This is a genomic window from Pseudoalteromonas phenolica, assembly GCF_044788725.1.
Classification (GTDB): domain Bacteria; phylum Pseudomonadota; class Gammaproteobacteria; order Enterobacterales; family Alteromonadaceae; genus Pseudoalteromonas; species Pseudoalteromonas phenolica_C.
The window spans coordinates 2,595,078-2,616,690 of sequence record NZ_CP173161.1; the positions used below are offsets into that span (position 1 = coordinate 2,595,078).

The following is a 21,613-nucleotide window of genomic DNA, read 5'->3' on the forward strand; positions in this document are numbered from 1 at the left end:
GTGTGTCTCGAAAACTCTACCAAGCTAACCCAGTTGCATTTAAATAACAATCCAATACGCTTATTTATATTGTAAGCGGTAATTTCAAACTAAAGCAGGCACCACCAAGACCTTCTTGCTTCTCTATCACGGTTAGCTGCCCCTGATGTAATTGCGCGATTGAGCTTGCAATAGCTAATCCCAAACCACAACCACCTGAGTCTCGAGAGCGGCTAGGATCTAGGCGTGTAAACGGTTCAAATATTCTTGCTGTTTTTCCCGGTGGGATCCCCATCCCGTCGTCTTCAATATAACAAATTAGATAATCTTCAATGTGTTCAAAACTAATTCTGCATGTGCTTTTTGCAAAACGCCCTGCGTTCCTAAGTAGATTAATAAATAAACGTGTTAAAAGATGATTATCAACACAGGCAGCCATTGTGTTTTCTTCTAACTCAAATTGAATATCTGGATAAAAAGTTTCGACTTGCTCAATCGCCTGTGAAGCGATTTCTGACAGCGTTATCTTCTCTACATTCAAAACTGTAGAGCCATCTTTAAGCCGAGCGTAAGAAAGTAACTCTTTTACTAAATCATCAAGTCCTTGCAATGAGCTTTGTATTGAACAAGTTAACTCTTTTTTTGCTTCATCATCGGCATCTTCGAGCATATCAAGTGCAAACTGCATGCGCGCCATTGGACTTCTAAATTCATGCGCAACACCATGCAATAAGTCCCGCTGCAGGTTTAGTTGAGCTTGGTTTTGCGCACTGATCTCTGCCAAATATTGTTTAATGTAGTTAATTTGTTCATCAATTGAATGTGCTTGTGTACTTGGTTTTTGATTTAAGTTAGCAATGTTAACCGCTAAACGCTGCTGCTCTTTCCTGCAATAAAAGGTAAAAGCGCCAAGAAAAAGTAAGTTCAATAGGCTAGCCACAAGCCATAAAACCCAGTCAGATAGCCAATTAATAAAACTATCAAAATAAACGTTTTCTAATAGCACCAATTGTTGGCTATCTAACCTGTAGTAGACACTGGAAGTTGATATATCGATAAAGCTTTGCTGTGCATTTAAAATCGCCCTAACAAGTAACTCTTGTTCATAGCCTTCTAGGTTATCTTTTTTTACTATGTAAGCATCTGCAAAGTGGCGCTCACTAGCCTTTAAAACTTCAGCTTCCCACTGGGCAGACGAGCGAGTGCTAAAAGTTTCTTCTAAGTCAGTCGCAACTTCGTTTAAATGGTTTTCCCATTCATCAATTGCTGCTTCAACTAAGGCAGGTTGTACATAATCATAGGTAACCTGAGCAACCACGAGATTAAATAAAATGATCACCACTGAGGCTAAAGCGATTTTTCTTAAACTAAGTTGCAATTAAATACCCCTTGTTTCTCACCGTGGTAAACAGCTTAGGTTGTTTCGGATCATCACCCAGTTTTTTTCTCAGTCGAGACACACGTAAATCAATAGAACGGTCCATAGGGTCATAATCTAGTTTGAAAATTTTCTTATGTAACAATTCTCTAGAGAAAATTTCTCCTGCAGCCCCAGCCAAAATTACTAATAAGTCAAATTCTGCACTCGATAACTCAATATCTTTAGCTTGATACTTTACACGTCGGTTAGGTAAATCAATATCGAGCGCGCCATTACATGCGATGATATGTGTTTGCTGTTGAGTTGCGATGTGAGACTGTCGCCTCAATTGAGCCCTTATATGAGCCAATAATACTCTTGGTTTTATCGGCTTACACAGGTAATCGTCAGCACCGACTTCAAGGCCTGTCACCTCATCAATATCATCTACCAAGGCTGTGAGCATGATAATAGGCCCAGCAAAGCTCGGACGAATTTGTTTACATATTGTTAAGCCATCAACTCCCGGGAGCATTAAATCAAGAATAATTAAGTCAGGCTGTTCAGAGTTAATACGAGCAAGCGCATCCCCGCCATCATTCACAACAGTGACTTGATAGCCATTCTGAACGAGAAATTGACTGATCAAATCAGTCAAATCTATATCATCATCAATAATTAAAATTGAGTGCACGTCTTGCAGCTCCGATATTTTACGCTTTTGATTGACCATCAGTGTATCATTCAATCATTGATTTTAAAGTTGGCTCCGCTTTTAAGCAGTGCTTTACCATGACTTCGTTATAAGCCTTTGCAAACTCATAATACGCGTATCGCTTTTGTTTACTTGTGCCATTTTTCAAAATATCTGAGCTGCCATCGATATACTTTACGCCGCAGAGTATTTTTAAGCGCTGAGTATTTTCTTGCTCAAGGCCAACAAACGCCAAACGACGGCTTGCAAATGCCATCAATCTAAAATCTTCAACTTGGATCGCCCGCGCTAACTGAAGATTCACATCAGCTAAGGTTACTTGTCGCTCACTTGTGTGAACTGGCTGCGCAGTCGATGCGCAGCCCGCCAAGCACATAGTGATAACACTAAGTTTTATGTGCTTAACCATGCTAACCTTTCCTTACTCTTCTAGTTAACAAGGCGAATAAACCTAGCATAGAGATAAACCCTAATGAGCCAGAATCGTCTTTTTCGTCGCCCTTATCTGGCTCTGGATTTGGGTTTTCTTTTACCTTTACCGTAATGACGGCAAAGTTGCTGCCCCCTTTACCATCAGTAATGGTGTACTTAAAAACTTCTTCACCTGAAAAGTCGGCTGGTGCACTATAAACCAATTTACCGTCTTTAATGACTGCAGCCCCTTTACCTCTATAATCAACTGCTTCAATTTGCACTGTATCGCCGTCTTTGTCTGTGTCATTTTGCAGAATATTTAGCTCGACATCTTTCGCGGCATAATCTACTTCGAAACTATCGTTAGCAGCTTCTGGTGCGTCATTTACTGGGGTGATTGTAATTTGCAATGAGTAAGGTTCACTGGTTAACTTGCCTCGCGTAACCGTCACGGGCACTTTCAAAACACCATGATAATCAGCCTTAGGGACCAATGTATTATTGCTAAACGTGTAGTTCTCACCCGACTGCAGGGCCAAGCTATCTACGGCTTTGTCTGTTGCAAATTTTAAGTCCGCTAACTTGATGGTTAATTGCGAATCTTCATTAATAGTTAGTACATTTTGACCAGTGATCTTGGGGGCGACTTCTGAGTCAGCTCCATCACCAACTTGAATAGTAAAGTTGCCAGAGTTGATGGCGAAGAAAATATTATCGCTGCACTTGATTTGTAAACGAGCTTGCGCCGTATTGATATTTTTTAGCTCTGCAGTGTACTGACCATTATTATCAATACGCTTAGCGATTTCTGTTTTAAAATTTTTCCCGCCATCATCTGATAATAAAATATCCACCTTTTGACACGACACGGGAGCGTTTTCGGTGCCTGCTGTGTGCCACTCTATTAGCTGCTTATTATCACGCCAAACACTTGAAGCATCTGGCAGTGTTACCGAAAACCCTTTCTCATTTTCGATCACATTCACTTGCATTGTATCGTCGTTCACGCCGCCTTTGTTATCGCGAACGACCAAGCGAAAATCTAACGCTCGGCTTGTAGTTGCAAACGCCTCACCATAACTTAACTCTCCTTTTAGTAAGTCTTGCATCTGCGGCACTACTCGTATTGGCTCAGATGTTGGGTTAAAAGTTCTGAATAGTGGTCGTTTACCGTCATCCACACTGTCTTGTTGCTTGTCGGCAGAAGCTGGACCTAGGTTAAATTGTTGCCAACTGTAACTAAGCACATCACCTTCTTTATCTTGAGCGGTTCCCATCAGTTTAAAAGCAGTTCTCGCGGGGATCGTGAAATTTTCGCCCGCTTCAACGGTCGGTTTAGTATTTTCTCGCTCTTTATGAAGGCCACAAGTTTTACCTGCACCTTGGCGACTAAACTTGTTCATTTGATCTAACGAATGAATGTGAAAGTAAGGGTCTGAATTAGCTTGCAAATCTTGCTCATCACAAATCCCGGTATAACCCATAATGGTCGAGCCGCTGCCCGGCTCGTAAGCACTATTTTCAGCTCGATTGCCGGTACATGCGCCAGCTTGACCGTTAAATGTATGATCTGCTCCTAGCTGGTGTCCAATTTCGTGAGCGACATAATCAATATGAAATGCATCGTTTGTCGGTGCTTCGCTGCCTGTTATTCCTTCGGCTTTATACTCAGTACAAACCACTTCAAAACCAGCTAAACCGCCCCCTCCGGTGCCAACTAAATGCCCGATGTCATAGCTGTCTTCACCAATTAACCCGTTTATTTTTTCACTTAATATATCAATATCTTCGTCTGTGTTAGCAAACGGATCGGTTTCAGGGTCTAAAAAAATCAGTTTGTCATTATCAGCTACAAGCTCAAATTTCATAGCCAAATCGCGTTCATAAACATCGTTCAGGCGGTTAACCATAGTCACTAATGCAGCCATTACCGTTTCTTTTGTTCCACCATGATACTGAGCATATTCGCCCGTTGTGGCAAAGACGATGCGGTAGGTGATGTGTAAGTTAGGCAAAGTATTACTTTCAACTTGCATTTGTGCGAACTGCATTAAATCACGGTTTAACATGCTATTGTTTAAACGCTTAATCGGCGATGCTTGTTTTATATGCTTTCGCTCAGACTCTGATTGCTTGGCATAACTTTTATACAGATTTTCTGTTTTCTCGGGGTCAATAAATATGCGTGTATTACCTTGGTTAAATACTCCATAAAATCCTTTCGGTCCTAAATCAAAACGACCGGTATTTGAGGGGTTTGCTAATTCATACCCAATGAATGTTTTGATGTTCGGAAATTTTTCCGCAAGTGATTTAGACATAACCTGACTAGGAGATAATCTAAACAAAACGAATTCACCATTCGGTAATGGCAATTGAATATCAACATCACTATTGGCAGCCATCAACTTGCTCTCCAACTCTGTATGTTCGAGGCGGTAATGTTGAGCCAATCGATGCTCAGATGTTTTTGCCTGTGAAGAGACTTCCCAGAGGTTTCCGGCATAAACAGGTATAGTGACTATTTGGCTTAGTGCCATTGCTAAGAGTGTTTTTTTCATTGTGTTATTTTCCCATTGATGAGTTCAAAAACACTTTAGCGAAGGGTGTATTAAATTTGGGTATCGGTTTGTTGTGGGTTTGTATCAAAGTGGATACAAACCCACAAAATCATTTTAGGTCAAGTTACTGTGGTGGCCTTTAAAGACCAATAAAGAAAACTGCGTTGGACGCTTTAGATTACCACTCTAGTTTGTAAACAGGTCAAACACATTACCTAGCGTACTGGTGCTACCCTTATAAAATTCAGTATAAGTACAGTGCACACAAGTCACAGCTGTAAACTTTCGATTTTGCATATCGAAGATTTTTGACCAACCACTGCCTGTTGTCGCAATAGTGTCTGTTTCATAATCTCGACAATCACATTTAGGGCATTTCCAACCGTTTGACATCATTTTTCCTTTTTATCTTATTTTATATCCAAACATCGTTTTGTGCGGTCAGTTCACCGCCTGCTTCACCCGTATTTATAACTCCTTTTGGCTCAACAATCATTACTTTACATTCATGCTCAGCAAATGGTTTGTGTTCTTCGCCTTTAGCAACAACACACATTTCACCAGTCTTGAGGTGAATAACTCTGTCGCGAAATTCAATACCCATCTCGCCTTCGATGACAATAAATACTTCGTCGGTATCTTTGTGGTCGTGCCAGGTAAACTCGCCCTGAATTTTTACCAGTTTAAACTGGTAGTCGTTCATTTCTGCAATCACTCGAGGTGACCCGGTAACCGGAAAAATGCTCATTGAATTTAGCAAATTTGTCTGCAAAATTAATCTGATCTTGTTTCATCTTGGCACCAACCATTTTCAATTACTACCCACTAAGCTAAAACATTTTTATTTAAGACCCAAAGGTTTAAACTGAAAATCATCAACAAAATTGTAATGAATTATTAAGCATTTTTGTTTGTTAGTGATTTCTGATAAGTCAGTGGTGTTACGCCAAACCATTTTTTACATGCATGGGTAAATGAAGATTGCTCCACAAAGCCAAGTTCATAAGCGGTTTGAGCAATGGTATTGTGTTTAAGTAAGTTATCTATACGAGATTTACGTTCAGCCTCTAACATAGCCGAAAAACTCACTTGCTCCGCTTTTAACTTTCTTTGTAATGTACGCGCACTCATAAAGAGTGCTTCGGCGATGCGTTTTTGATCGCATCCTTGTAAGTTACTTGTGGCACTGAGTAAAGTGGCAACTTGATGTTTGATATTGCTGTTTCGAATAGTTTGAGAAAGCTCAGATTGAGAAAGCTTGCTTTGTGAGAGCTCAGCTTCAGAAAGTTTAACCAGAGCCAGAAACATGGCTTTATTTTCAGAGGTAAATGGTAGTGCCAGCAATGTTTTATCAAAGCTGATGCGGTTTTCATTAGTCTTTGTTATTACCTCGCAATTAAACCATTCTTTTAGCTGTGCAATTTCTTGTGCTGACAAAGCAAAGCTGAATGAAACTTGATGAGGAGAAAGCGTTTCACCAAGGATCTTTCTCACCGTCGCAACCCAAGCTGTGGTATTTCGAAGTACCATCTGTTTGCAGTCGGTGGTAAGCGGTTGCCAATCTAAGTGCGCAAATGTGTCAGTCACATTTAGCTGAGTTTGACCTATATCAGCAACCAATGCGTCAAATCGCCTAAGTACGTCTATGGCCTGTGCGAGATTCTCACAGCTTTCGACCAAGTAGCCCAATACACCGTAATCTCTTGCTTGAATGTGCTTGCCCAATTCAAACCCAAACAAGCTCAGCTCTGTGCGCTCTGCACCAAAGTTAAGCAAATCAACATAGGTTTGCATGGCAATGCGCTCAGATGAGAGCTGTGCGATATCACATTTTATCTCTGCTGCAGCAATGCCCTGCTCATTCAAAAAAGCCAAGACACTGTGCAAATATGCATTTGAAACTGACGCCATACCAACCCTGTCGCAAAATAACAAAACCTTGTCGTATTAGCGCAAGAACCTCACTTATTGTCAAATTATGCTGTTAAAAAAACCAAACGTGATTCGATTATGCTAGTCGTTGAATATCAAAAACAGATTGCTTGTAGCGCAGATACTTTGCTGAATGCCCTGCTTGACCACAGCAATCTTGATCGTTTCTTTAATGCACAATTCAAAGTACTCAAACCTGCCAATAAAGATGAAATGACTGGTGGCAAGGGGTGTATTCGGCAAGTATCAATATTGGGAGTTAGTTTTGAGGAACAAATTACCCAAGCTGACCACACTGGGATATGTTACCGAGTGCTCAATGACTTTCCTGTTCGCCAGCACCGTGGTGAAATTCGATTTCATAAAACCGATGAACACACCCAAGTTTCGTATCGAATTCAATGCCAAAGCCCATGGTATATTCCCAAATTTGTTCTAAAAGCCATCCTTCAAAAAGACATACAACAATGTCTAAATAGACTTGGAGATATGTATGCTCCCCGTTGAACTAATTTTACTTGCTCTCAGCCCTGTTTTCTTATTATGTGTCGCGATTGAGTTCTATAAAGCAAGGCAGTATTACAACATAAAAGACAGCTTAAACAACGCTGTGCTCGCGTTGTTGCATCAAGGCAGTGATGCCATCGCACTCATATTATTAATGCCATTCTTTTATTGGTTACATCAATTTGCCTTGTTTGATATCCCCTTTTCAATTGGCAGTTTGTTAGTCGGCTTTTTACTACAAGATTTTTTGTACTATTGGTTTCATCGTGCATCTCATAATATCCACTGGTTTTGGCTTGCCCATGTGGTCCATCACAGCTCAAAACATATGAACTTCACAACGGCTTTTAGGCAGAGCCTTTTATATCCCCTAGTAGGCATGTGGCTGTTTTGGCTGCCCATGATTTTACTGGGCTTTGCGCCTGCGATCGTGTTTGCCATTGTCGCCCTCAACCTCGCCTTTCAGTTTTTTGTGCATACACAAACCATAGGCAACTTAGGTTGGCTCGAAAAGGTATTCAACACACCGACACACCATAGAATTCATCACGCCACGAATGCCCCTTATATTGATAAGAACTATGCTGGTGTCTTAATCATTTGGGACAAGTTATTCGGTACGTTTGTAGAAGAAGATAATAGCCTCACAATCCGCTATGGCATTGTGGGCCCAGAGCCTAATATCACGCTGTGGAGTGCTAACTTTATGCAAGTTAAAATACTCTATAGGCAAGTGGTAATGGCCAAAGGCATAACCAAAAAGCTTAAAGTGATGTTTGGTTATCCTTCGCATGAATAAGCAGAAAAGCCTCTGGTTTAAGTTGCTTATTTGCTTTTTATGAATTCTTTCACTGACATAATTAGTAAGTAAACCCCGCCTACGCCTAGTACAAATAACTCCCACTTCGGCATGCTTAGACCGAGGACAAAGTACAACACACCTATCACAAGGAATGTACTCAACGGTGTGCCTATTACGGCCAGTAAAAGTGCGATAAATTGTTTGTGTTTAAAGGCTAAAATTAAACTCGGGATCATGATAAAAAAACTAAAACCGACAATAAAATAACTCATAAAGCTCATGTAAGCAGAGTAAGGATCATTTGGTAAATGCAAGGGTTGATTTACAAGCGATAAGCTCATGATGACTAATCCAATATAAAGACCAAAATGCCTTCTGTGTTTATCTGACACTTCAAGCTCTGGTGCTTGTTGTAATTCAGAAACATTTACCTCAAAAGTTGCCGCTAAGCTCATGGCGGTATTGAAAGAAGCAACCCCTTCTGATTCAACTCTTTGCACTGTGCGCACACTCAAACCAGAGATTCGAGCTAACTGATCTTGTGGCCAACCTTTGCTTGTTCTTAACTGCCGGATTTTATCTATAGATACTTTCACTTGTTTAATCACTTTTGGAGTTGCAAGAAAATCATCTAAACACACTACATTATAAAAATAAAAATCTTCACGACAGTTTCCCGCCAACTATTGAGAGCCTCGGCCTTAAAAACACAACCCTATGTTTTTATTTGTTATTTTTATTTCTAATGTTTAGCCTTAAAACCACCACAGTCAGACCTAATTTTCAATAATCATGCTGCCACTTGAGACTTCTTTCCTGCGTTTAGACAAATGCCAACCTGAAGGACTCTTTTTACTGTCAATCATTAAAGCTGCTGTTATTTACTTTTTCTTATTTTACTCATCATTTTTGGCGAAATAATCAATGTAAGTCTAAATTTACTTTAATAGATGAAAGTTTTTAATTTATGTCCATAAAACATAAACAAAATTAGGAGTTGTAGAATGATTTTTTTGGGCCGTCGACAAAAAGAAGTCAAGGACATCGATTTGCAAGCACAATCACAAGCGATCGACTGTAAAAATGAATTAGATGCCATAAAAAACAATACTGCTTACATTTGCTTTTCTCCTGATGGCATTGTATTGGATGCCAATGAAATTTTTCTACAATGTATGGGTTATGAATATGGTGAAATTATTGGTCAACATCATCGAATGTTTTGCCTTCCGGATTTAGTGTCTTCACAAGAATACAAAACTTTTTGGCAACAACTTTCTAGTGGTCGCTCTTTCAGTGGTATTTATGGTCGTGTCAAAAAAGATGGGCATATTATTCATCTTCAATCCAGTTACTTCCCTGTATTAGATTCAACGGGAAAAATAGAAAAAATAGTCAAAATTGCGGCTGATGTAACCAAAGTACAAGAGCGACTTGCCACACGAGATGCTGTTTATAAGGCGATAGATAAATCTATGGCTGTTATTGAGTTTTTACCTGATGGCACTATTCTCACAGCAAACAGTAATTTTCTTCAAGTGATGGGGTACGGGTTGCAAGAAATCGCAGGCCAGCATCATAAGATGTTTTGTAATGACGATTTTTATCATAATTTCCCAAGATTTTGGGATGAACTTGCCGCGGGTGATTTTAAATCTGGTCGCTTCCAACGATTTGATTCGCGTGGCAATTTAGTCTGGTTAGAAGCCACATACAACCCTATATTCGATGCAGATGGTAAAGTGTTTAAGATAGTAAAATTTGCGTCAGACATAACCCAGCGGGTTAGTTCTGCAATGCAAGCAATCGACGTTGCTTCATCGACCTCAGAGCAGACTTCGCAAATAGCCTCTAATGCCGTAGAAGTGTTACATGAAGCTGTTGAAACATCTCATGAAATCGCGGATCAAGTTAAACAAGCATCGGCTCTTGGTAATGACTTGATGGATCAATCAAAAAATATCAATGATATTGTCGTGACTATTAGAGCCATCGCAGACCAAACTAATTTACTCGCCCTTAACGCGGCGATTGAAGCAGCAAGAGCTGGTGATGCGGGCAGAGGGTTTGCAGTTGTGGCAGATGAAGTAAGAAAATTAGCAGCCCGCACTGCAGAGGCAACAGGTGAAATAGCCAATGTTGTACAAAATAACACTAAGCTCATTCATGACATTGACGGAAAATTAGGAGCCATAACAGGTACTGCACTGCAAAGTGAAGATAGTATCAACAATGTTGCCCAAGGCCTACAAGACGTAGCGGTTGGGGTTTCTAGATTTGTCGAAATGGTAGATAAACTTAAGACTTAATATAATAACAAATTAAGAGCGACCTTTTTAGCTCTGCCCAGATGTTACAAGTCCGTTTACATTGACGCTGTGCTCATGTAGTTGATACGTTAAGCGCCGTGTAATTTGCTTCGGAATATACCTTTTAGCGCTTACTATTTGTGTATTACATATAGGTTTAATTAAGGTAAAGCTCATAGAAATCAACACTATTATCAAGGCTATCTCGCAACTGAAAACCTAATTTCAAAAGTAACTTAGCAGAAGCAATATTGTGCTTATCAACACCACCAACTAATACCAGCCAAGGTTCAGCTTGTTTTACGTGGTTTAAAAAAGCTTTAAGTAATTCGTAAGCTAATCCCTTCCCCCAATAAGCTTCAGCTAACAAGTAGCCGATATGTTTTTCTTTCGCATCGTTTTCACTGATAAAAATAAACCCAATAAAAATGCCTTCTCTGCTTTTCACTACAAATAGACGACTCTCTGAAAGCATCAGCTCAAGCCAAGCATTTGCCTGCTTTGTATTCGCTATTTCATGAAAGTGTGGCGGTAAATTGGCTACCACCCTTTCACTCAAAATATTGGGAATTTGCTCAACTAAGCTATCCGCAGCAAAACTGGGAGCTTTCGTGAGCTCATACACAATTAGTCGGGGTGTCGATATATATGGAGTCATATTAGTTTGAACGCTTCTCTTCCATTATCCCAACGAGATTACCATCCGGATCTCTTACAAAACCAATCCACAATTCATGATCAGGCATGGGCGCTGCAAATTGTGGCTCACGCTCCGGAGTCGCGCCTTGCTGGATAACAGCTTCATAAAAAGCTTCTATGTTCTCGACCTTAAAGTAAATGAGCGAGTTTTTACCTATTTCTCCAGCCCCTTGTGGCGTGCTTAGCATAATACGCGTTGAACCACATTGGAAAAATGCTAATTCATCTGATGGTGAAAATAAAAAATCGAGCTTTAACACATCACGATAAAACACCATGGCTTGCTTAACATCACTGACGGTAATGGCTATTTGACCTATTTCTGAGATTTTTGTTTGCATCAAAACTCCTAATTATACTAATCCGCTTAACTATGTAGTCTATTTTGAGGGATTAAGTGTTATAGCGGATTGGTATTATTTATTCACTTGGAAAGCATTCATCAAGAGTAAAAACGTGTGTTCCAGTAAAGCGCTTCACAGACTCTTGGCGCATTTTCTTTGCTATTTGACTACCATAAATCGGCTTATAACGAGTTAGAAATGGTAAAGTGCACAATGTTGGTAAGATCCAACCCGCTAACTTTTCAGCTAGCCTAAATCCCACACGCTCACCAAGTAGCAATGAAGGTTGAAAAATACAAATACGCTTGAATCTAAGTTGAGCAACTTTATCTTCTAACTCGCCTTTCATCTGCAAATAAGCATTCGAGCTGGCAGAATTTGCGCCACTTGATGACACTAAAAAATAGTCTGTGACACCATTTTCGGCTGCAATTTCAGCGGCTTTTAGTTGGTAGTCTACATCGACTAAACGTTGAGCGGAGATGGAACCCGCTTGTTTTTTAGTGGTACCTAAGCAAGAAAATAGCGCATCACCTTTAAGCACGAGGCTAAACTTTGCAAGATTATCAAACTCTACAACTTGATTAATAATTTTAGGATTTTGAAAACTTACCGGCCTTCGAGTTATCGCTACAACTTCACCAAACGTATTATCAACTGCGAGTTCTTCTAACAAGCTTTGACCTATCAAACCTGTTGCGCCTATAACTATGGCCTTTTTCATTAGAGTCTTATTTAAAAAATGGGATACCGTATTTATGGCACCATAATCAAAGCCCTGATCTTATGCAACAGCAAATATTACCTACAAGATAGCCACTGAAGTTTACACTGTGAACTCTTTTGCATTATCGTTTAGTTTCGAACTTGTACGCTCTAACTGCTCAACAATCACCATAAACTCACTCATACGTTTAACCGCTTCTTTAGAAATATCACTTAAGCCATTTATATTAAGATTAATATCTTCAGTAACTGAAAGCTGTTCTTGAGAGGCCGTAGCGACGCTTTGTGTCAAACCTTTAATTTTGCTCACCGCCTCGAAAATGCTATCAAGTACTTCGGAAGAAATCATAACTTGCTCTTCGGTAGTTTTGACTTGTGACTGGCTTTGTTGAATCGCGTTATTCGCACCCTCGGCTTTCACTTGTAACTGATTAATTATGTCTCTAATTTCTTCTGTCGACTGCTGTGTTCTTTGCGCTAATGTTCTCACTTCATCCGCCACAACTGCGAAGCCGCGACCTTGCTCACCGGCCCTTGCCGCTTCAATGGCTGCATTAAGTGCTAACAAATTTGTCTGCTCTGCGATGGCCTGAATTACACTCACCACATTAGAAACCTGATCACTTTGAGATGTGAGCTCGGTAATAATTTGCGCTGTTTCTTCAAAGCGCTGGGACAAAGCAGTAAATTGTTGGCTTGTTTGTGACATAACCTGCATGCCGCGCTCAGCTTCTTGTTCAACTTGGTTGGCGTAATCTGCGGTACTGACTGTGCTCGAGGTGACTTCGTTTAACGTGGCCGTCATTTCTTCTGCCGCAGTCGCTATAGTATCAAGGCGCTGATTCTGTGCTTCACTGATCTCTTTGTTGCTGCGAATAAAATGCGCTACTTCATGGGACGATTGCGTCATTTCGCTTCCAGCTGAACCTATACTCGTTACTGTTTCTTTGAAGCTTCTGAGCATTCTATTTACGATGCTGGCCACCGTTTTGATTTCATTAACACCTTTCTCATCAACCGTTTTTCTCAGATCATTTGAGCTGCCGATTTCTTCAAATGTTCTGCCTAAAAGCTCTAACGGTTTCAAAATTCTGCGTCTAACTAGATAAACGCCAAACAAGCTAAAGCAAATCGTCACTACTAAAATAACAATCACAATATATAAAAATGATTCAACTTTTTGATTGGCATTTTCGACATTATTTTGGGTTCGTCTTTCGAGCTCTGTGAAAAAAGACTCAACAGGCTTCATAATATTAGCTTTGTAACTATGGTAGTCTTCACTGTGGGTGAGCTGAATGGCTTTATTTAAGTCTGGTGCACCAATGACTGTGTAATTGCCTGCACTGTCTTTGAATCGGCCCTTAACGGCGTTCATTGCTTCAACTTCTAACGCAACTAAACCATTTGAGTTGTTTTGTGCTTCGGTTAACAAATTTAACTCTTTTTGCGTGAATCCTGCCGCTTTCATTTCATTGAGTAGTACTTTTTTCGCACCATCTGGTTTGGGTTTATCACCATAGTTAAGCACCAGGTCCCAATAAATTTTATGGTAGCCTTCAGGCCTTGGCTTTTCACCATTTCGAATGGCCAACACATCCATATACATTTTTTCGTATTTATCATTCCCTGTTACAGCATAAGTTCGGCCCAAGCGAGTTAGGTCGTCAGAGCTTTGCCTTAATTCATCAGCCAATTGATAAGCTTGGTATCGATTATCAGCCATTTGTTCAACATCTAATAGCGCGTTGTACATGTTAATAACCAACAGGGTCACGATAACAACGAATATAATGATGCCGCCAAAAATAGCTGTCATCAGGGTACGAATGGAGTTGAGCTGCATAAGAAGTACCTTTTAAAAGTTCACTAATAAAGATTAGTGCGCAATAGGTAATTCATCTAGCAAGAATATTGAAAAATACGCAACAGTAAAAAGACTGTACAAAAAAGCCAGATCAAACTGGCTTTAAGTGATGATTAATTCGTCATTAAATACGAGTGTCAATACAAGCTTCATTAGGCGTACTAAAGCAATAACCCGGACCAGTAGGACACCCCATAAAGGCATCGGTGTTTAAACCCGGACAATTATTAGTTGGTGTACATAATTCAGCTATATTAGTGAAATTACCACCCGCTACCTGAGGTGTCGCACCATGAGCCAGCGCTTTATCTTTGTTTAATTGCTTTAGGTTTTTTTTGTTTAATTTAAGTTTCATTTTATTTTCCTTATGAATAGTTCCCTGCCAAATAGCAGTACCCACAACATAAACTTGATTCAATAAATAAACAATATAGTCACACTAAATATACACTGACAAAATTTGCTTCGAAGCACCCTAAGCTTGACATTGTGCGACCAAATGTTTACTCAAAAACTGCTTAATTTGCTCCAGTGTCTTTTTATCAAAGCCATAGTGACTGCCATCAATTGCGATATGCTCATAGGTATAGTTATATTCTTGCTTTTCTAAGTACTTCATCACTTCATTTGCCATTTCGTAAGACGGCCAAATCTCATCTTGCTTAGCAGATACTAATAATATGGGCCCTGAATTTTTATCAACGGGAATTCTTGCTTGGTCTATTTCAAGCTCAGTCGCACTTGCTAAAGCTTCTTTGAAAGCTGGGGTAAATTCTCCAGTAACATTGCCTTTTTGCATCTGCCAAGAAAGCAGAGGCGCATTGATGAAGTTCAGTGGTTTATTATTCAAACTCCAGCTTGATTTAGCTGACACCGTCTTAACTGCATTCCAACTCACATGACTTGGCATCACGGCCACCACATGATTAATTGCATCGAAATGACTGCCCAATAATAGAGCCAACTCTGCGCCTTTAGAGAAACCGAAAACCGCCACGCACTTGTTGTTGATTTTGTCACTCTTAGCCAATGAAGAGATACGCTTTTCTATTTCTTCTAATGACAACTCAGCTGCACTACTCGATGTACTGTCTGTACCAAAATACCCAAGTGATGCCACTGACATGCCAGCTTCATTTAATCTGTCAAAAATTGGCTGCCACTGCGGTTTTGCAAGTGCATTGCCTCCATCGCTGCCTCCAAGCAAAATCACTAAGGGATGTTTTTGACCATCGTCGATAATCTGAGTTTTAACGTCTTGCGTGTTTTGGTTTGAGCAGGCCGCAAGCAGCCCTACCAAGAGACATGGCATTATTTTTTTCATGAGTTTTCCTATTGATTTTAGATAGTTAGATTAGCTATAGCATTAGCTTGTCTTTTAGCAATCGCCCGCCATTTCGGCTGCTGATTGCTTGCACTTCTGATTGATTAAATTTGATTAAGTAACCGCCTGTTATCCAACGGTCCATGTGTTTAACTGCTTTAATATTTGCTATGCAGTTACGGTGGATTCGCAAAAAATGCGGCGGTAATAAAGTCATTAACTCGTCAAGGGACTGGTCAAGCGGGTTTGAAGCGTTTGTACCATACGCAATAGCTTGACCATGTTCTAATTTGATTGCACATATATCGGACACTTTCACTAAAGTCACTTTATCGCCAACTTTGCTAACTAGCGTCTGTTCTTCTGCTTCTTGTAATTCTGAGGCTTTGTTATTGCGCTTTTCATTAACTCGAGACAAAGCCAACGACAAACGGTCGTCGGTATAGGGCTTTAATAAATAATCGGCAGCACCGATTGTGAAAGCCTCCACCGCAAATTCACTATAGGCGGTGCTAAAAATACACTCACCTTTAAATCCACTGCTTTTAAGCGTTGCTACCAAGCTCATGCCGCTGGCGTCAGGCAGGTTAATATCAACAAAAATCACATCAACCTTTGACAACTGACTCGATGCCAAGCAGCCTGTCACTGTATCACACGTAAACAACACCTTGTGTTGCACAACTCTCCCTAACTGAGACAGCAGCTTTTCAAGTGCAGGTTGCTCGTCTTCAATAATGGCAATATTTAGCATGATCTACTTCCTGTTGGTAAATAAAACTCAACACATGCGCCCCCAGCTGGACTATTACTTAGAAAAAGAGTGGTATCTGATTCCAGCTTTAATCTAGCACGTGTTATTTCAAGACCTAGGTGTGTTGAGTCACCAGTTTCTGGCACACTCTTACTCATATCTGATGAGTGAAAATTTCTACGATTTAAAAAGGCCTCAGGAAAACCAACGCCATTATCTCGGACTCTAATAAAGATATAATGTCCTTCACATTGTACTGTGACCCAAATATGCAGAGGCTGCTTTTTTCCATGTTTGATGGCATTTTCGAGCAAGGGCTGTAATAACATTGCGGGTACTAACTCATTGAGTAAGTTTTCATCGACGTCAAAACTAATGTCCAATTTATTTCCAAATCGGCTACGCTCGATATCGCACCATTTATTTAAAATCACAAGCTCGTCACTCAGCTTTACTCGATGACAGGTTTGTTCGTTTGATGTCGTTTTGTTCATACTAGAGTGCGACAACGAATAGCGAAGGACAGCAGCCAGATCATGCACCAAGTCTTCGCAGCGTTCAGGCTGAGTTCGCGCAAATGAAGCAATCGTATTTAAACTATTAAACAAAAAATGAGGATTTAACTGTGAATGCAATAAGTTAATTTCGGCTTGTTTCCTTAATTGTTGCTCAACTTTTAGATTTTTTTGTGACAGATAAAATTTAACCGAAATTAAGATCATTACACTCCATGGTAGGCTTATCAAACCAGCTTGCAACCAGCCTATGCCCTGCAAGGGTAAAAATAAGGCTCTTACTTCTCCCCAAATAAACGTGCCGACTAACATGCTGACATAAAAAACTAGCCATTGCTGCCACCAGCGTTGAAGCTTAAGCTTCATAACCACAGAGTAGCTGCCCACCATTGGCAACCAATAAATAAGCAGTACGGCACTTACCACTGAGAATAAAATGTTAAAGGAAGGTATCATCCCCCGCTGGACCCAGTCTGTAGTACTAATAGTTAAACTAACTAGAGTAATGATGACCAAAGCCATGCAATACTCCGAACGTTGCAACCTTATATTTTTCATAGTGGTTCTAAATACGTTTATGTCACGAAATGCTATAAAGCCATTGTACCGATAGCGCATTCGCTTACAGCCTTTATTTTTATTAATGGTCTTTTTTTAAGTGCGAATGGCTATTTATCTTTGTAGCGGTACTTTACCAAAGTCATTTTTAATCTGGGTTGAGAGCTGCTATAACTAACAAGACCCAAAACTAAAAGCAGATTTGCTACAGCATTAATTTTAAAAGGGTGAAAAATGAAGGAATCGAGCGAAAAATTACTCGTTGGCGCACTTGAGTGCTGCGACTTGCCCGAGTTAGAGCTTTTCGATATTCAAATTAGAGTAGATACTGGCGCTGCCACTTCATCTTTGCACGTTGATAATATTGAAGAATTTGAAGAAGATGGCAAAGCCATGGTGCGTTTTGACATTCATCCAGATATTCATAATGTCGACCGAGTTGTCACTAAAACCTTGTCTTTAAAGGGCAGAAAAGTTGTCAAAAGCTCAACTGCCAACACCGAACACCGTATTGTGATTAAAACCAAGCTCTCTCTTGGAGGGAGAACTTGGCCCATCAAACTCACATTAACCGACAGATCAACTATGCAAAACCTGATGCTATTGGGCCGTGAAGCCATGCAAAAACATATTTTGGTTGACCCTAGCCAAGAGTTTTTAGTGTCTAAAGACAGCAAATAACCTCATTCTGTAAATACAGGTTGCGCAGTAAGTATTTACACAAAAAATTTAGGAAGGAATTTATGAAATTAGCCATTTTATCTTGTGGGCCAAATTCTTACAGTACTCAGCGACTAAAAGAAGCGGCTTTGCAACGCGGCCATAATGTTAAGGTTTTGAACACCTTAAAGTTTGCCATAGATTTGCAACAGGGTGAGCCAGCACTTCACTTTAGACAAAAACTGTTGAGCCAATACGATGCGGTGCTGCCACGTATTGGTGCATCTATTACTTATTACGGCACTGCGGTTGTACGTCAATTCCAAGAAATGGATGTATTTTGCGCCAACTCCGCACATGGTATCACCAACTCTCGCGATAAATTACGCAGCCTACAATTGATGAGCCGTCATCACATAGGCATTCCTCGTACAGCTTTCGTTAGAGATAAAAAAGACGTACTTCCAGCTATTGAACGTGTGGGTGGCGCACCAGTTATCATCAAACTCATTGAAGGTACACAAGGTATCGGTGTGTTATTGGCAGAGTCGGTAAATACCGCTGAATCAATCATTGAACTGTTACAGAGCCAGAAGCAAAACGTCCTTATTCAAAAGTTTGTTGCAGAGAGTAAAGGTAAAGACATTCGTGCCATCGTCGTCGGTGACCGTGTTGTCGCAGCCATGCGCCGAGTTGCTCAAGGCCAAGAGTTCAGAAGTAACGTGCACCGTGGCGGTCGTGCTGAGGCGGTTGAGCTCAGTGATGAATATAAAGAAACCGCAGTGAAAGCCGCGCAAATAATGGGCTTGCAAGTGGCTGGTGTGGATATGCTCGAAAGTGCCACGGGTCCACAAGTCATGGAAGTTAACTCATCACCAGGCCTTGAAGGCATCGAAACTTGTACTGGGCTTGATGTAGCCGGCGCCATCATCGAATATATCGCAGCGCAAGTCGATTTTCCTGAGATTGATGTACGTCAGCGTCTGACCGTAAGTAAAGGTTATGGCGTAGGTGAAATTTATATTCCTGATGGCTCAAATTTTGTTGGCAAGACTATTTTAGAAACAAATTTGCACGACAAAGACATTAACGTTTTAACCTTATACCGAGGTGCTAAAGTTATTCCAAACCCTCGTAAAGACCGCGTGCTCGAAGCTGATGATAAACTACTTTGCTTTGGCCGAATGGATGCAATGCGTGAAATGATCCCAGCTAAAACAAGGCGTAGACGTCGTCCAACTATTCATGACCTACCTGAGCAGTTGCCTGATTCGCCAGACGCACCAGAGGTTTAAAGCACACTCTCTTAAGAAAAAGCCACTTTTATTTCAAAGTGGCTTTTTTAATATAATGCTCAATATGCAGTGATTAGACTCAGAAAATAACCTAAGATCTAACCGACATTGCCCACTTCATCATGGTTTTAAAATCAGGCTCTTTTCCATACATGGTCATCCCCATTTTAAACATGCGTGCGGCCATATTGCGGATCAATACGCAACCAATGACTGAGCTCACAAAAGCAATTACTACCTGCCAAAATGGCACTTCTATCAATGCCATTTTCATCGGCATAAAGACAAACGCAGTCAGTGGAAAGTAACTCAATACGGTCACAGCCAAACTACTTGGGCTGTCCATCATCATAAAGCCTACGATGATAGGAATGAGTGGGATCATCATAAACGCCGTTTTACCACTGTGGTTTGGATCGTCGATGGCCGCAGCAATGGCAGCAATAAACGCCGTACACATGTAAATACCCACTAGCACAAACAAAATAAACCAAGGCAACACACTAAAATCAAAGATACTCAGATCTAAAGATTGACCTTTAAGGATCACTTGTACAAACGCAAAACCTAGTAAAGCTGTAAAAATGGTTGTTGTCATGGCTTTAATAGCATGCAACATTTGCCCTATGATTTTACCTTCAATCCAAGTTTTAGCATCCATACACGAATAAAGCTGTTCAGTGACACGTTGCTGCTTTTCTCCAGTGATGGCAACAAACACTTGACCAAAAGTCATAAACACACCGATAGCCATTAAAATTAGCAAGCCATTGGCGGTAAATGATGACTGCTGCATCGCATCTTTTATTGCTTCATCTAAGTAATTTGTTTCAAACTGAAGTGGCTGTTCTAATAAGGCTAACTGCTCAGCACCTAAATTTAGTGACGCAGCTGCATTCGAGCGAGCATAGTCATTTAACTGTGCCTGTAAGTCTGTTTGCCAAGACATAATACCTTGCGAATATAAGGTTACCTGCTGCGGCAGTGTTGCAGAGTTAAAGATCAGCGCACCATCAATTTCACCTGACTTTACGGCTTCCACTAAGGCATCTTTCGACTTTGCTTCGCTGCGCAATACAAAATCATCGCTTAGTTGCAGACCCGTTAATTCAATGTTTGAAACGATTTTTTGAGGCTCTGGTTGATACAACACTTGGTTATGCCATAAATACATGCCTAGCGCTAAAAGCAGCATGATAGATTTGGCTATGAGCTCCTGTTTCCACTTAAAGAATTGCATGAACTCCCATTTCGCCACAGTGATGGTTTGATTTAAACGGCTCATGCGGCTTCTCCTTTTTGTACTGCTTGATCGGCTTCTATGGCATGTAAGTAAAGCTGATGTAAGTCCATTCTTTGACTATCGATAAACGCGATATCGCCTAATTCTGGTAAGTGCGCTAATAGCTGGTTTAGTTGATCGGCACGCTCGGCACGAATTGCCAAGGTCGTGTCATTCAGTTGCTCAACTTCAAACTGCGCTAGCTTTGTGCTCGCCTCTAGCACATTCACCGCATGGGTAAAGGTCACTTTTAACGCGCTGCCCACGCCGACTTGCGATTGAATGTCAGCCAATGTGCCATATAACACGCTTTGTCCGTGATTCATTAGCAACATTCTGTCAGCCAGTTTTTCGACCATAGACATTTGGTGCGCACTTAGAATAACCGTCATATTCTGCGCTTTTAACTCTTTTAAGAATGCTACGACTTTTTCTTGGTTAACTGGATCGAGTCCTGAGAATGGCTCATCGAGTAACACCAGTTGTGGTTGGTGGAGCACAGCACTGATCAACTGTACTTTTTGTTGATTACCTTTTGATAGGCTCTTTAGTTGATCGTCTTTTCGCTCGAGTAAATCAAATCGTTCTAGCCAATAATCTATGCGCTCTTTCGCCACTTTTTTGTCAACACCACGAAGCGTTGCAAAATACATCAGGTTTTGTGCTAAAGACTTTTCTAAATAGAGGCCTCTATCTTCAGGCAAATAGCCTAATTCTGAGGCAGGAATTGACGTGTATTGCTCACCATTGACTGTAATTGTGATTTGACCTTCTTCGGCTTGTGTAAAACCAACCAGCATACGTACTAGAGAAGATTTACCAGCACCATTTGGCCCAAGCAGCGCAAAGACCTCACCTTGATGTACTTCAAAGCTTAAGCGATTAACTGCTGTTACTTCTTTATAATGCTTGCTGATGTTGTCCACTTTGATATGCATAACGTTCCCTATGAATAAACATTTGGCTCGATTATAACCACATAGCAATCACGATAGACAGGCAGAAACGTT

The 21,613-nt window shown here is 40.6% G+C and carries 22 protein-coding genes and 3 pseudogenes; 7 read left to right on the forward strand and 18 right to left on the reverse strand.

Features of this window, described 5'->3' with window-relative positions:
* Positions 1 to 64: 64 nt before the first annotated feature.
* The 7 genes from ACH784_RS11855 to ACH784_RS11885 all read right to left on the reverse strand — a co-directional run bounded on the left by ACH784_RS11855 (position 65) and on the right by ACH784_RS11885 (position 6,940).
* The gene (locus ACH784_RS11855) at positions 65 to 1,357 is read right to left on the reverse strand and encodes a sensor histidine kinase (protein ID WP_404390449.1); all 1,293 of its coding nucleotides are present in this window, start codon (positions 1,355 to 1,357) and stop codon (positions 65 to 67) included.
* Positions 1,347 to 2,072 (reverse strand): response regulator, encoded by a 726-nt coding sequence (locus ACH784_RS11860; protein ID WP_404390451.1) that lies wholly within the window; start codon positions 2,070 to 2,072, stop codon positions 1,347 to 1,349. Before ACH784_RS11860 ends, ACH784_RS11855 begins: the two co-directional genes overlap by 11 nt.
* A 7-nt stretch (positions 2,073 to 2,079) precedes the next feature.
* Positions 2,080 to 2,463, reverse strand: a complete 384-nt coding sequence (locus ACH784_RS11865) for a hypothetical protein (RefSeq protein ID WP_404390453.1) — start codon at positions 2,461 to 2,463, stop codon at positions 2,080 to 2,082.
* A gap of 1 nt (position 2,464) precedes the next feature.
* Positions 2,465 to 5,029, reverse strand: a complete 2,565-nt coding sequence (locus ACH784_RS11870; protein WP_404390455.1) for a reprolysin-like metallopeptidase — start codon at positions 5,027 to 5,029, stop codon at positions 2,465 to 2,467.
* A 186-nt stretch (positions 5,030 to 5,215) separates the two neighbouring features.
* Positions 5,216 to 5,422: a zinc ribbon domain-containing protein gene (locus ACH784_RS11875; RefSeq protein WP_404390457.1), complete on the reverse strand. Its 207-nt coding sequence runs from the start codon at positions 5,420 to 5,422 to the stop codon at positions 5,216 to 5,218.
* Between the two features lie 22 nt (positions 5,423 to 5,444).
* Positions 5,445 to 5,777 (reverse strand): cupin domain-containing protein, encoded by a 333-nt coding sequence (locus ACH784_RS11880; RefSeq protein WP_404390459.1) that lies wholly within the window; start codon positions 5,775 to 5,777, stop codon positions 5,445 to 5,447.
* 149 nt (positions 5,778 to 5,926) lie between these two features.
* Entirely contained in the window at positions 5,927 to 6,940 is a 1,014-nt protein-coding gene (locus ACH784_RS11885; protein WP_404390461.1) for an AraC family transcriptional regulator ligand-binding domain-containing protein, read from the reverse strand.
* Positions 6,941 to 7,039: 99 nt separating this feature from the next.
* On the opposite strand from ACH784_RS11885, the gene ACH784_RS11890 reads away from it, so the two are divergent.
* Both ACH784_RS11890 and ACH784_RS11895 read left to right on the forward strand, forming a co-directional pair.
* The gene (locus ACH784_RS11890; protein ID WP_404390463.1) at positions 7,040 to 7,468 is read left to right on the forward strand and encodes an SRPBCC family protein; all 429 of its coding nucleotides are present in this window, start codon (positions 7,040 to 7,042) and stop codon (positions 7,466 to 7,468) included.
* Positions 7,455 to 8,267 (forward strand): sterol desaturase family protein, encoded by an 813-nt coding sequence (locus ACH784_RS11895; protein WP_404390465.1) that lies wholly within the window; start codon positions 7,455 to 7,457, stop codon positions 8,265 to 8,267. The genes ACH784_RS11890 and ACH784_RS11895 overlap by 14 nt, the downstream gene beginning before the upstream one ends.
* Before the next feature lie 26 nt (positions 8,268 to 8,293).
* On the opposite strand, the gene ACH784_RS11900 is transcribed toward ACH784_RS11895, so the two are convergent.
* Entirely contained in the window at positions 8,294 to 8,953 is a 660-nt protein-coding gene (locus ACH784_RS11900; protein WP_404390467.1) for a helix-turn-helix domain-containing protein, read from the reverse strand.
* Between the two features lie 321 nt (positions 8,954 to 9,274).
* Between ACH784_RS11900 and ACH784_RS11905 the strand changes: the two are divergent.
* Positions 9,275 to 10,000: pseudogene (locus ACH784_RS11905) on the forward strand (PAS domain-containing protein); the annotation flags it as partial.
* A gap of 153 nt (positions 10,001 to 10,153) precedes the next feature.
* A pseudogene (locus ACH784_RS11910) lies at positions 10,154 to 10,579 on the forward strand (methyl-accepting chemotaxis protein); the annotation flags it as partial.
* A 157-nt stretch (positions 10,580 to 10,736) separates the two neighbouring features.
* Here the strand turns inward: ACH784_RS11910 and ACH784_RS11915 are convergent.
* The 8 genes from ACH784_RS11915 to ACH784_RS11950 all read right to left on the reverse strand — a co-directional run bounded on the left by ACH784_RS11915 (position 10,737) and on the right by ACH784_RS11950 (position 17,330).
* Positions 10,737 to 11,204 carry a GNAT family N-acetyltransferase gene (locus ACH784_RS11915; protein WP_404390469.1) on the reverse strand — a complete coding sequence of 156 codons (468 nt, stop codon included), beginning with the start codon at positions 11,202 to 11,204 and terminating at the stop codon, positions 10,737 to 10,739.
* Positions 11,205 to 11,238: 34 nt separating this feature from the next.
* Positions 11,239 to 11,619: a VOC family protein gene (locus tag ACH784_RS11920; RefSeq protein ID WP_404390471.1), complete on the reverse strand. Its 381-nt coding sequence runs from the start codon at positions 11,617 to 11,619 to the stop codon at positions 11,239 to 11,241.
* A 79-nt stretch (positions 11,620 to 11,698) separates the two neighbouring features.
* Positions 11,699 to 12,346, reverse strand: coding sequence for an NAD(P)H-binding protein (locus ACH784_RS11925; RefSeq protein WP_404390473.1), 648 nt, complete (start codon positions 12,344 to 12,346; stop codon positions 11,699 to 11,701).
* Positions 12,347 to 12,448: 102 nt separating this feature from the next.
* Positions 12,449 to 14,194 carry a methyl-accepting chemotaxis protein gene (locus ACH784_RS11930; RefSeq protein ID WP_404390475.1) on the reverse strand — a complete coding sequence of 582 codons (1,746 nt, stop codon included), beginning with the start codon at positions 14,192 to 14,194 and terminating at the stop codon, positions 12,449 to 12,451.
* Between the two features lie 145 nt (positions 14,195 to 14,339).
* Positions 14,340 to 14,570 (reverse strand): hypothetical protein, encoded by a 231-nt coding sequence (locus tag ACH784_RS11935; protein ID WP_404390477.1) that lies wholly within the window; start codon positions 14,568 to 14,570, stop codon positions 14,340 to 14,342.
* A gap of 120 nt (positions 14,571 to 14,690) precedes the next feature.
* A complete protein-coding gene (locus ACH784_RS11940) occupies positions 14,691 to 15,539 on the reverse strand; it encodes an acyl-CoA thioester hydrolase/BAAT C-terminal domain-containing protein (protein WP_404390479.1) in 849 nt (282 codons plus the stop codon).
* Between the two features lie 34 nt (positions 15,540 to 15,573).
* A complete protein-coding gene (locus ACH784_RS11945) occupies positions 15,574 to 16,293 on the reverse strand; it encodes a LytR/AlgR family response regulator transcription factor (RefSeq protein ID WP_404390481.1) in 720 nt (239 codons plus the stop codon).
* A complete protein-coding gene (locus ACH784_RS11950) occupies positions 16,287 to 17,330 on the reverse strand; it encodes a sensor histidine kinase (protein ID WP_404390483.1) in 1,044 nt (347 codons plus the stop codon). Before ACH784_RS11950 ends, ACH784_RS11945 begins: the two co-directional genes overlap by 7 nt.
* Before the next feature lie 270 nt (positions 17,331 to 17,600).
* On the opposite strand from ACH784_RS11950, the gene ACH784_RS11955 reads away from it, so the two are divergent.
* The 3 genes and pseudogenes from ACH784_RS11955 (at position 17,601) to ACH784_RS11965 (ending at position 19,321) form a co-directional block, all read left to right on the forward strand.
* Positions 17,601 to 18,047: an ATP-dependent zinc protease gene (locus tag ACH784_RS11955; RefSeq protein ID WP_404390485.1), complete on the forward strand. Its 447-nt coding sequence runs from the start codon at positions 17,601 to 17,603 to the stop codon at positions 18,045 to 18,047.
* 62 nt (positions 18,048 to 18,109) lie between these two features.
* Positions 18,110 to 19,033, forward strand: a pseudogene (gene rimK, locus ACH784_RS11960) (30S ribosomal protein S6--L-glutamate ligase); the annotation flags it as partial.
* A 63-nt stretch (positions 19,034 to 19,096) separates the two neighbouring features.
* Positions 19,097 to 19,321: a hypothetical protein gene (locus ACH784_RS11965; protein ID WP_404395255.1), complete on the forward strand. Its 225-nt coding sequence runs from the start codon at positions 19,097 to 19,099 to the stop codon at positions 19,319 to 19,321.
* A 91-nt stretch (positions 19,322 to 19,412) separates the two neighbouring features.
* On the opposite strand, the gene ACH784_RS11970 is transcribed toward ACH784_RS11965, so the two are convergent.
* Positions 19,413 to 20,606 carry an ABC transporter permease gene (locus tag ACH784_RS11970; RefSeq protein ID WP_404390487.1) on the reverse strand — a complete coding sequence of 398 codons (1,194 nt, stop codon included), beginning with the start codon at positions 20,604 to 20,606 and terminating at the stop codon, positions 19,413 to 19,415.
* A complete protein-coding gene (locus tag ACH784_RS11975; RefSeq protein ID WP_404390489.1) occupies positions 20,603 to 21,541 on the reverse strand; it encodes an ABC transporter ATP-binding protein in 939 nt (312 codons plus the stop codon). The genes ACH784_RS11970 and ACH784_RS11975 overlap by 4 nt, the downstream gene beginning before the upstream one ends.
* Positions 21,542 to 21,613: the final 72 nt, after the last annotated feature.

Excerpts from the sequence above, each read along its gene's own strand:
- ACH784_RS11860 (WP_404390451.1), bottom strand. The coding sequence starts at position 2,072 with ATGGTCAATCAAAAGCGTAAAATATCGGAGCTGCAAGACGTGCACTCA.
- ACH784_RS11865 (WP_404390453.1), bottom strand. The coding sequence starts at position 2,463 with ATGGTTAAGCACATAAAACTTAGTGTTATCACTATGTGCTTGGCGGGC.
- ACH784_RS11870 (WP_404390455.1), bottom strand. The coding sequence starts at position 5,029 with ATGAAAAAAACACTCTTAGCAATGGCACTAAGCCAAATAGTCACTATA.
- ACH784_RS11875 (WP_404390457.1), bottom strand. The coding sequence starts at position 5,422 with ATGTCAAACGGTTGGAAATGCCCTAAATGTGATTGTCGAGATTATGAA.
- ACH784_RS11880 (WP_404390459.1), bottom strand. The coding sequence starts at position 5,777 with ATGAGCATTTTTCCGGTTACCGGGTCACCTCGAGTGATTGCAGAAATG.
- ACH784_RS11885 (WP_404390461.1), bottom strand. The coding sequence starts at position 6,940 with ATGGCGTCAGTTTCAAATGCATATTTGCACAGTGTCTTGGCTTTTTTG.
- ACH784_RS11890 (WP_404390463.1), top strand. The coding sequence starts at position 7,040 with ATGCTAGTCGTTGAATATCAAAAACAGATTGCTTGTAGCGCAGATACT.
- ACH784_RS11895 (WP_404390465.1), top strand. The coding sequence starts at position 7,455 with ATGCTCCCCGTTGAACTAATTTTACTTGCTCTCAGCCCTGTTTTCTTA.
- ACH784_RS11920 (WP_404390471.1), bottom strand. The coding sequence starts at position 11,619 with ATGCAAACAAAAATCTCAGAAATAGGTCAAATAGCCATTACCGTCAGT.
- ACH784_RS11925 (WP_404390473.1), bottom strand. The coding sequence starts at position 12,346 with ATGAAAAAGGCCATAGTTATAGGCGCAACAGGTTTGATAGGTCAAAGC.
- ACH784_RS11930 (WP_404390475.1), bottom strand. The coding sequence starts at position 14,194 with ATGCAGCTCAACTCCATTCGTACCCTGATGACAGCTATTTTTGGCGGC.
- ACH784_RS11935 (WP_404390477.1), bottom strand. The coding sequence starts at position 14,570 with ATGAAACTTAAATTAAACAAAAAAAACCTAAAGCAATTAAACAAAGAT.
- ACH784_RS11940 (WP_404390479.1), bottom strand. The coding sequence starts at position 15,539 with ATGAAAAAAATAATGCCATGTCTCTTGGTAGGGCTGCTTGCGGCCTGC.
- ACH784_RS11945 (WP_404390481.1), bottom strand. The coding sequence starts at position 16,293 with ATGCTAAATATTGCCATTATTGAAGACGAGCAACCTGCACTTGAAAAG.
- ACH784_RS11950 (WP_404390483.1), bottom strand. The coding sequence starts at position 17,330 with ATGGCTTTGGTCATCATTACTCTAGTTAGTTTAACTATTAGTACTACA.
- ACH784_RS11955 (WP_404390485.1), top strand. The coding sequence starts at position 17,601 with ATGAAGGAATCGAGCGAAAAATTACTCGTTGGCGCACTTGAGTGCTGC.
- ACH784_RS11970 (WP_404390487.1), bottom strand. The coding sequence starts at position 20,606 with ATGAGCCGTTTAAATCAAACCATCACTGTGGCGAAATGGGAGTTCATG.
- ACH784_RS11975 (WP_404390489.1), bottom strand. The coding sequence starts at position 21,541 with ATGCATATCAAAGTGGACAACATCAGCAAGCATTATAAAGAAGTAACA.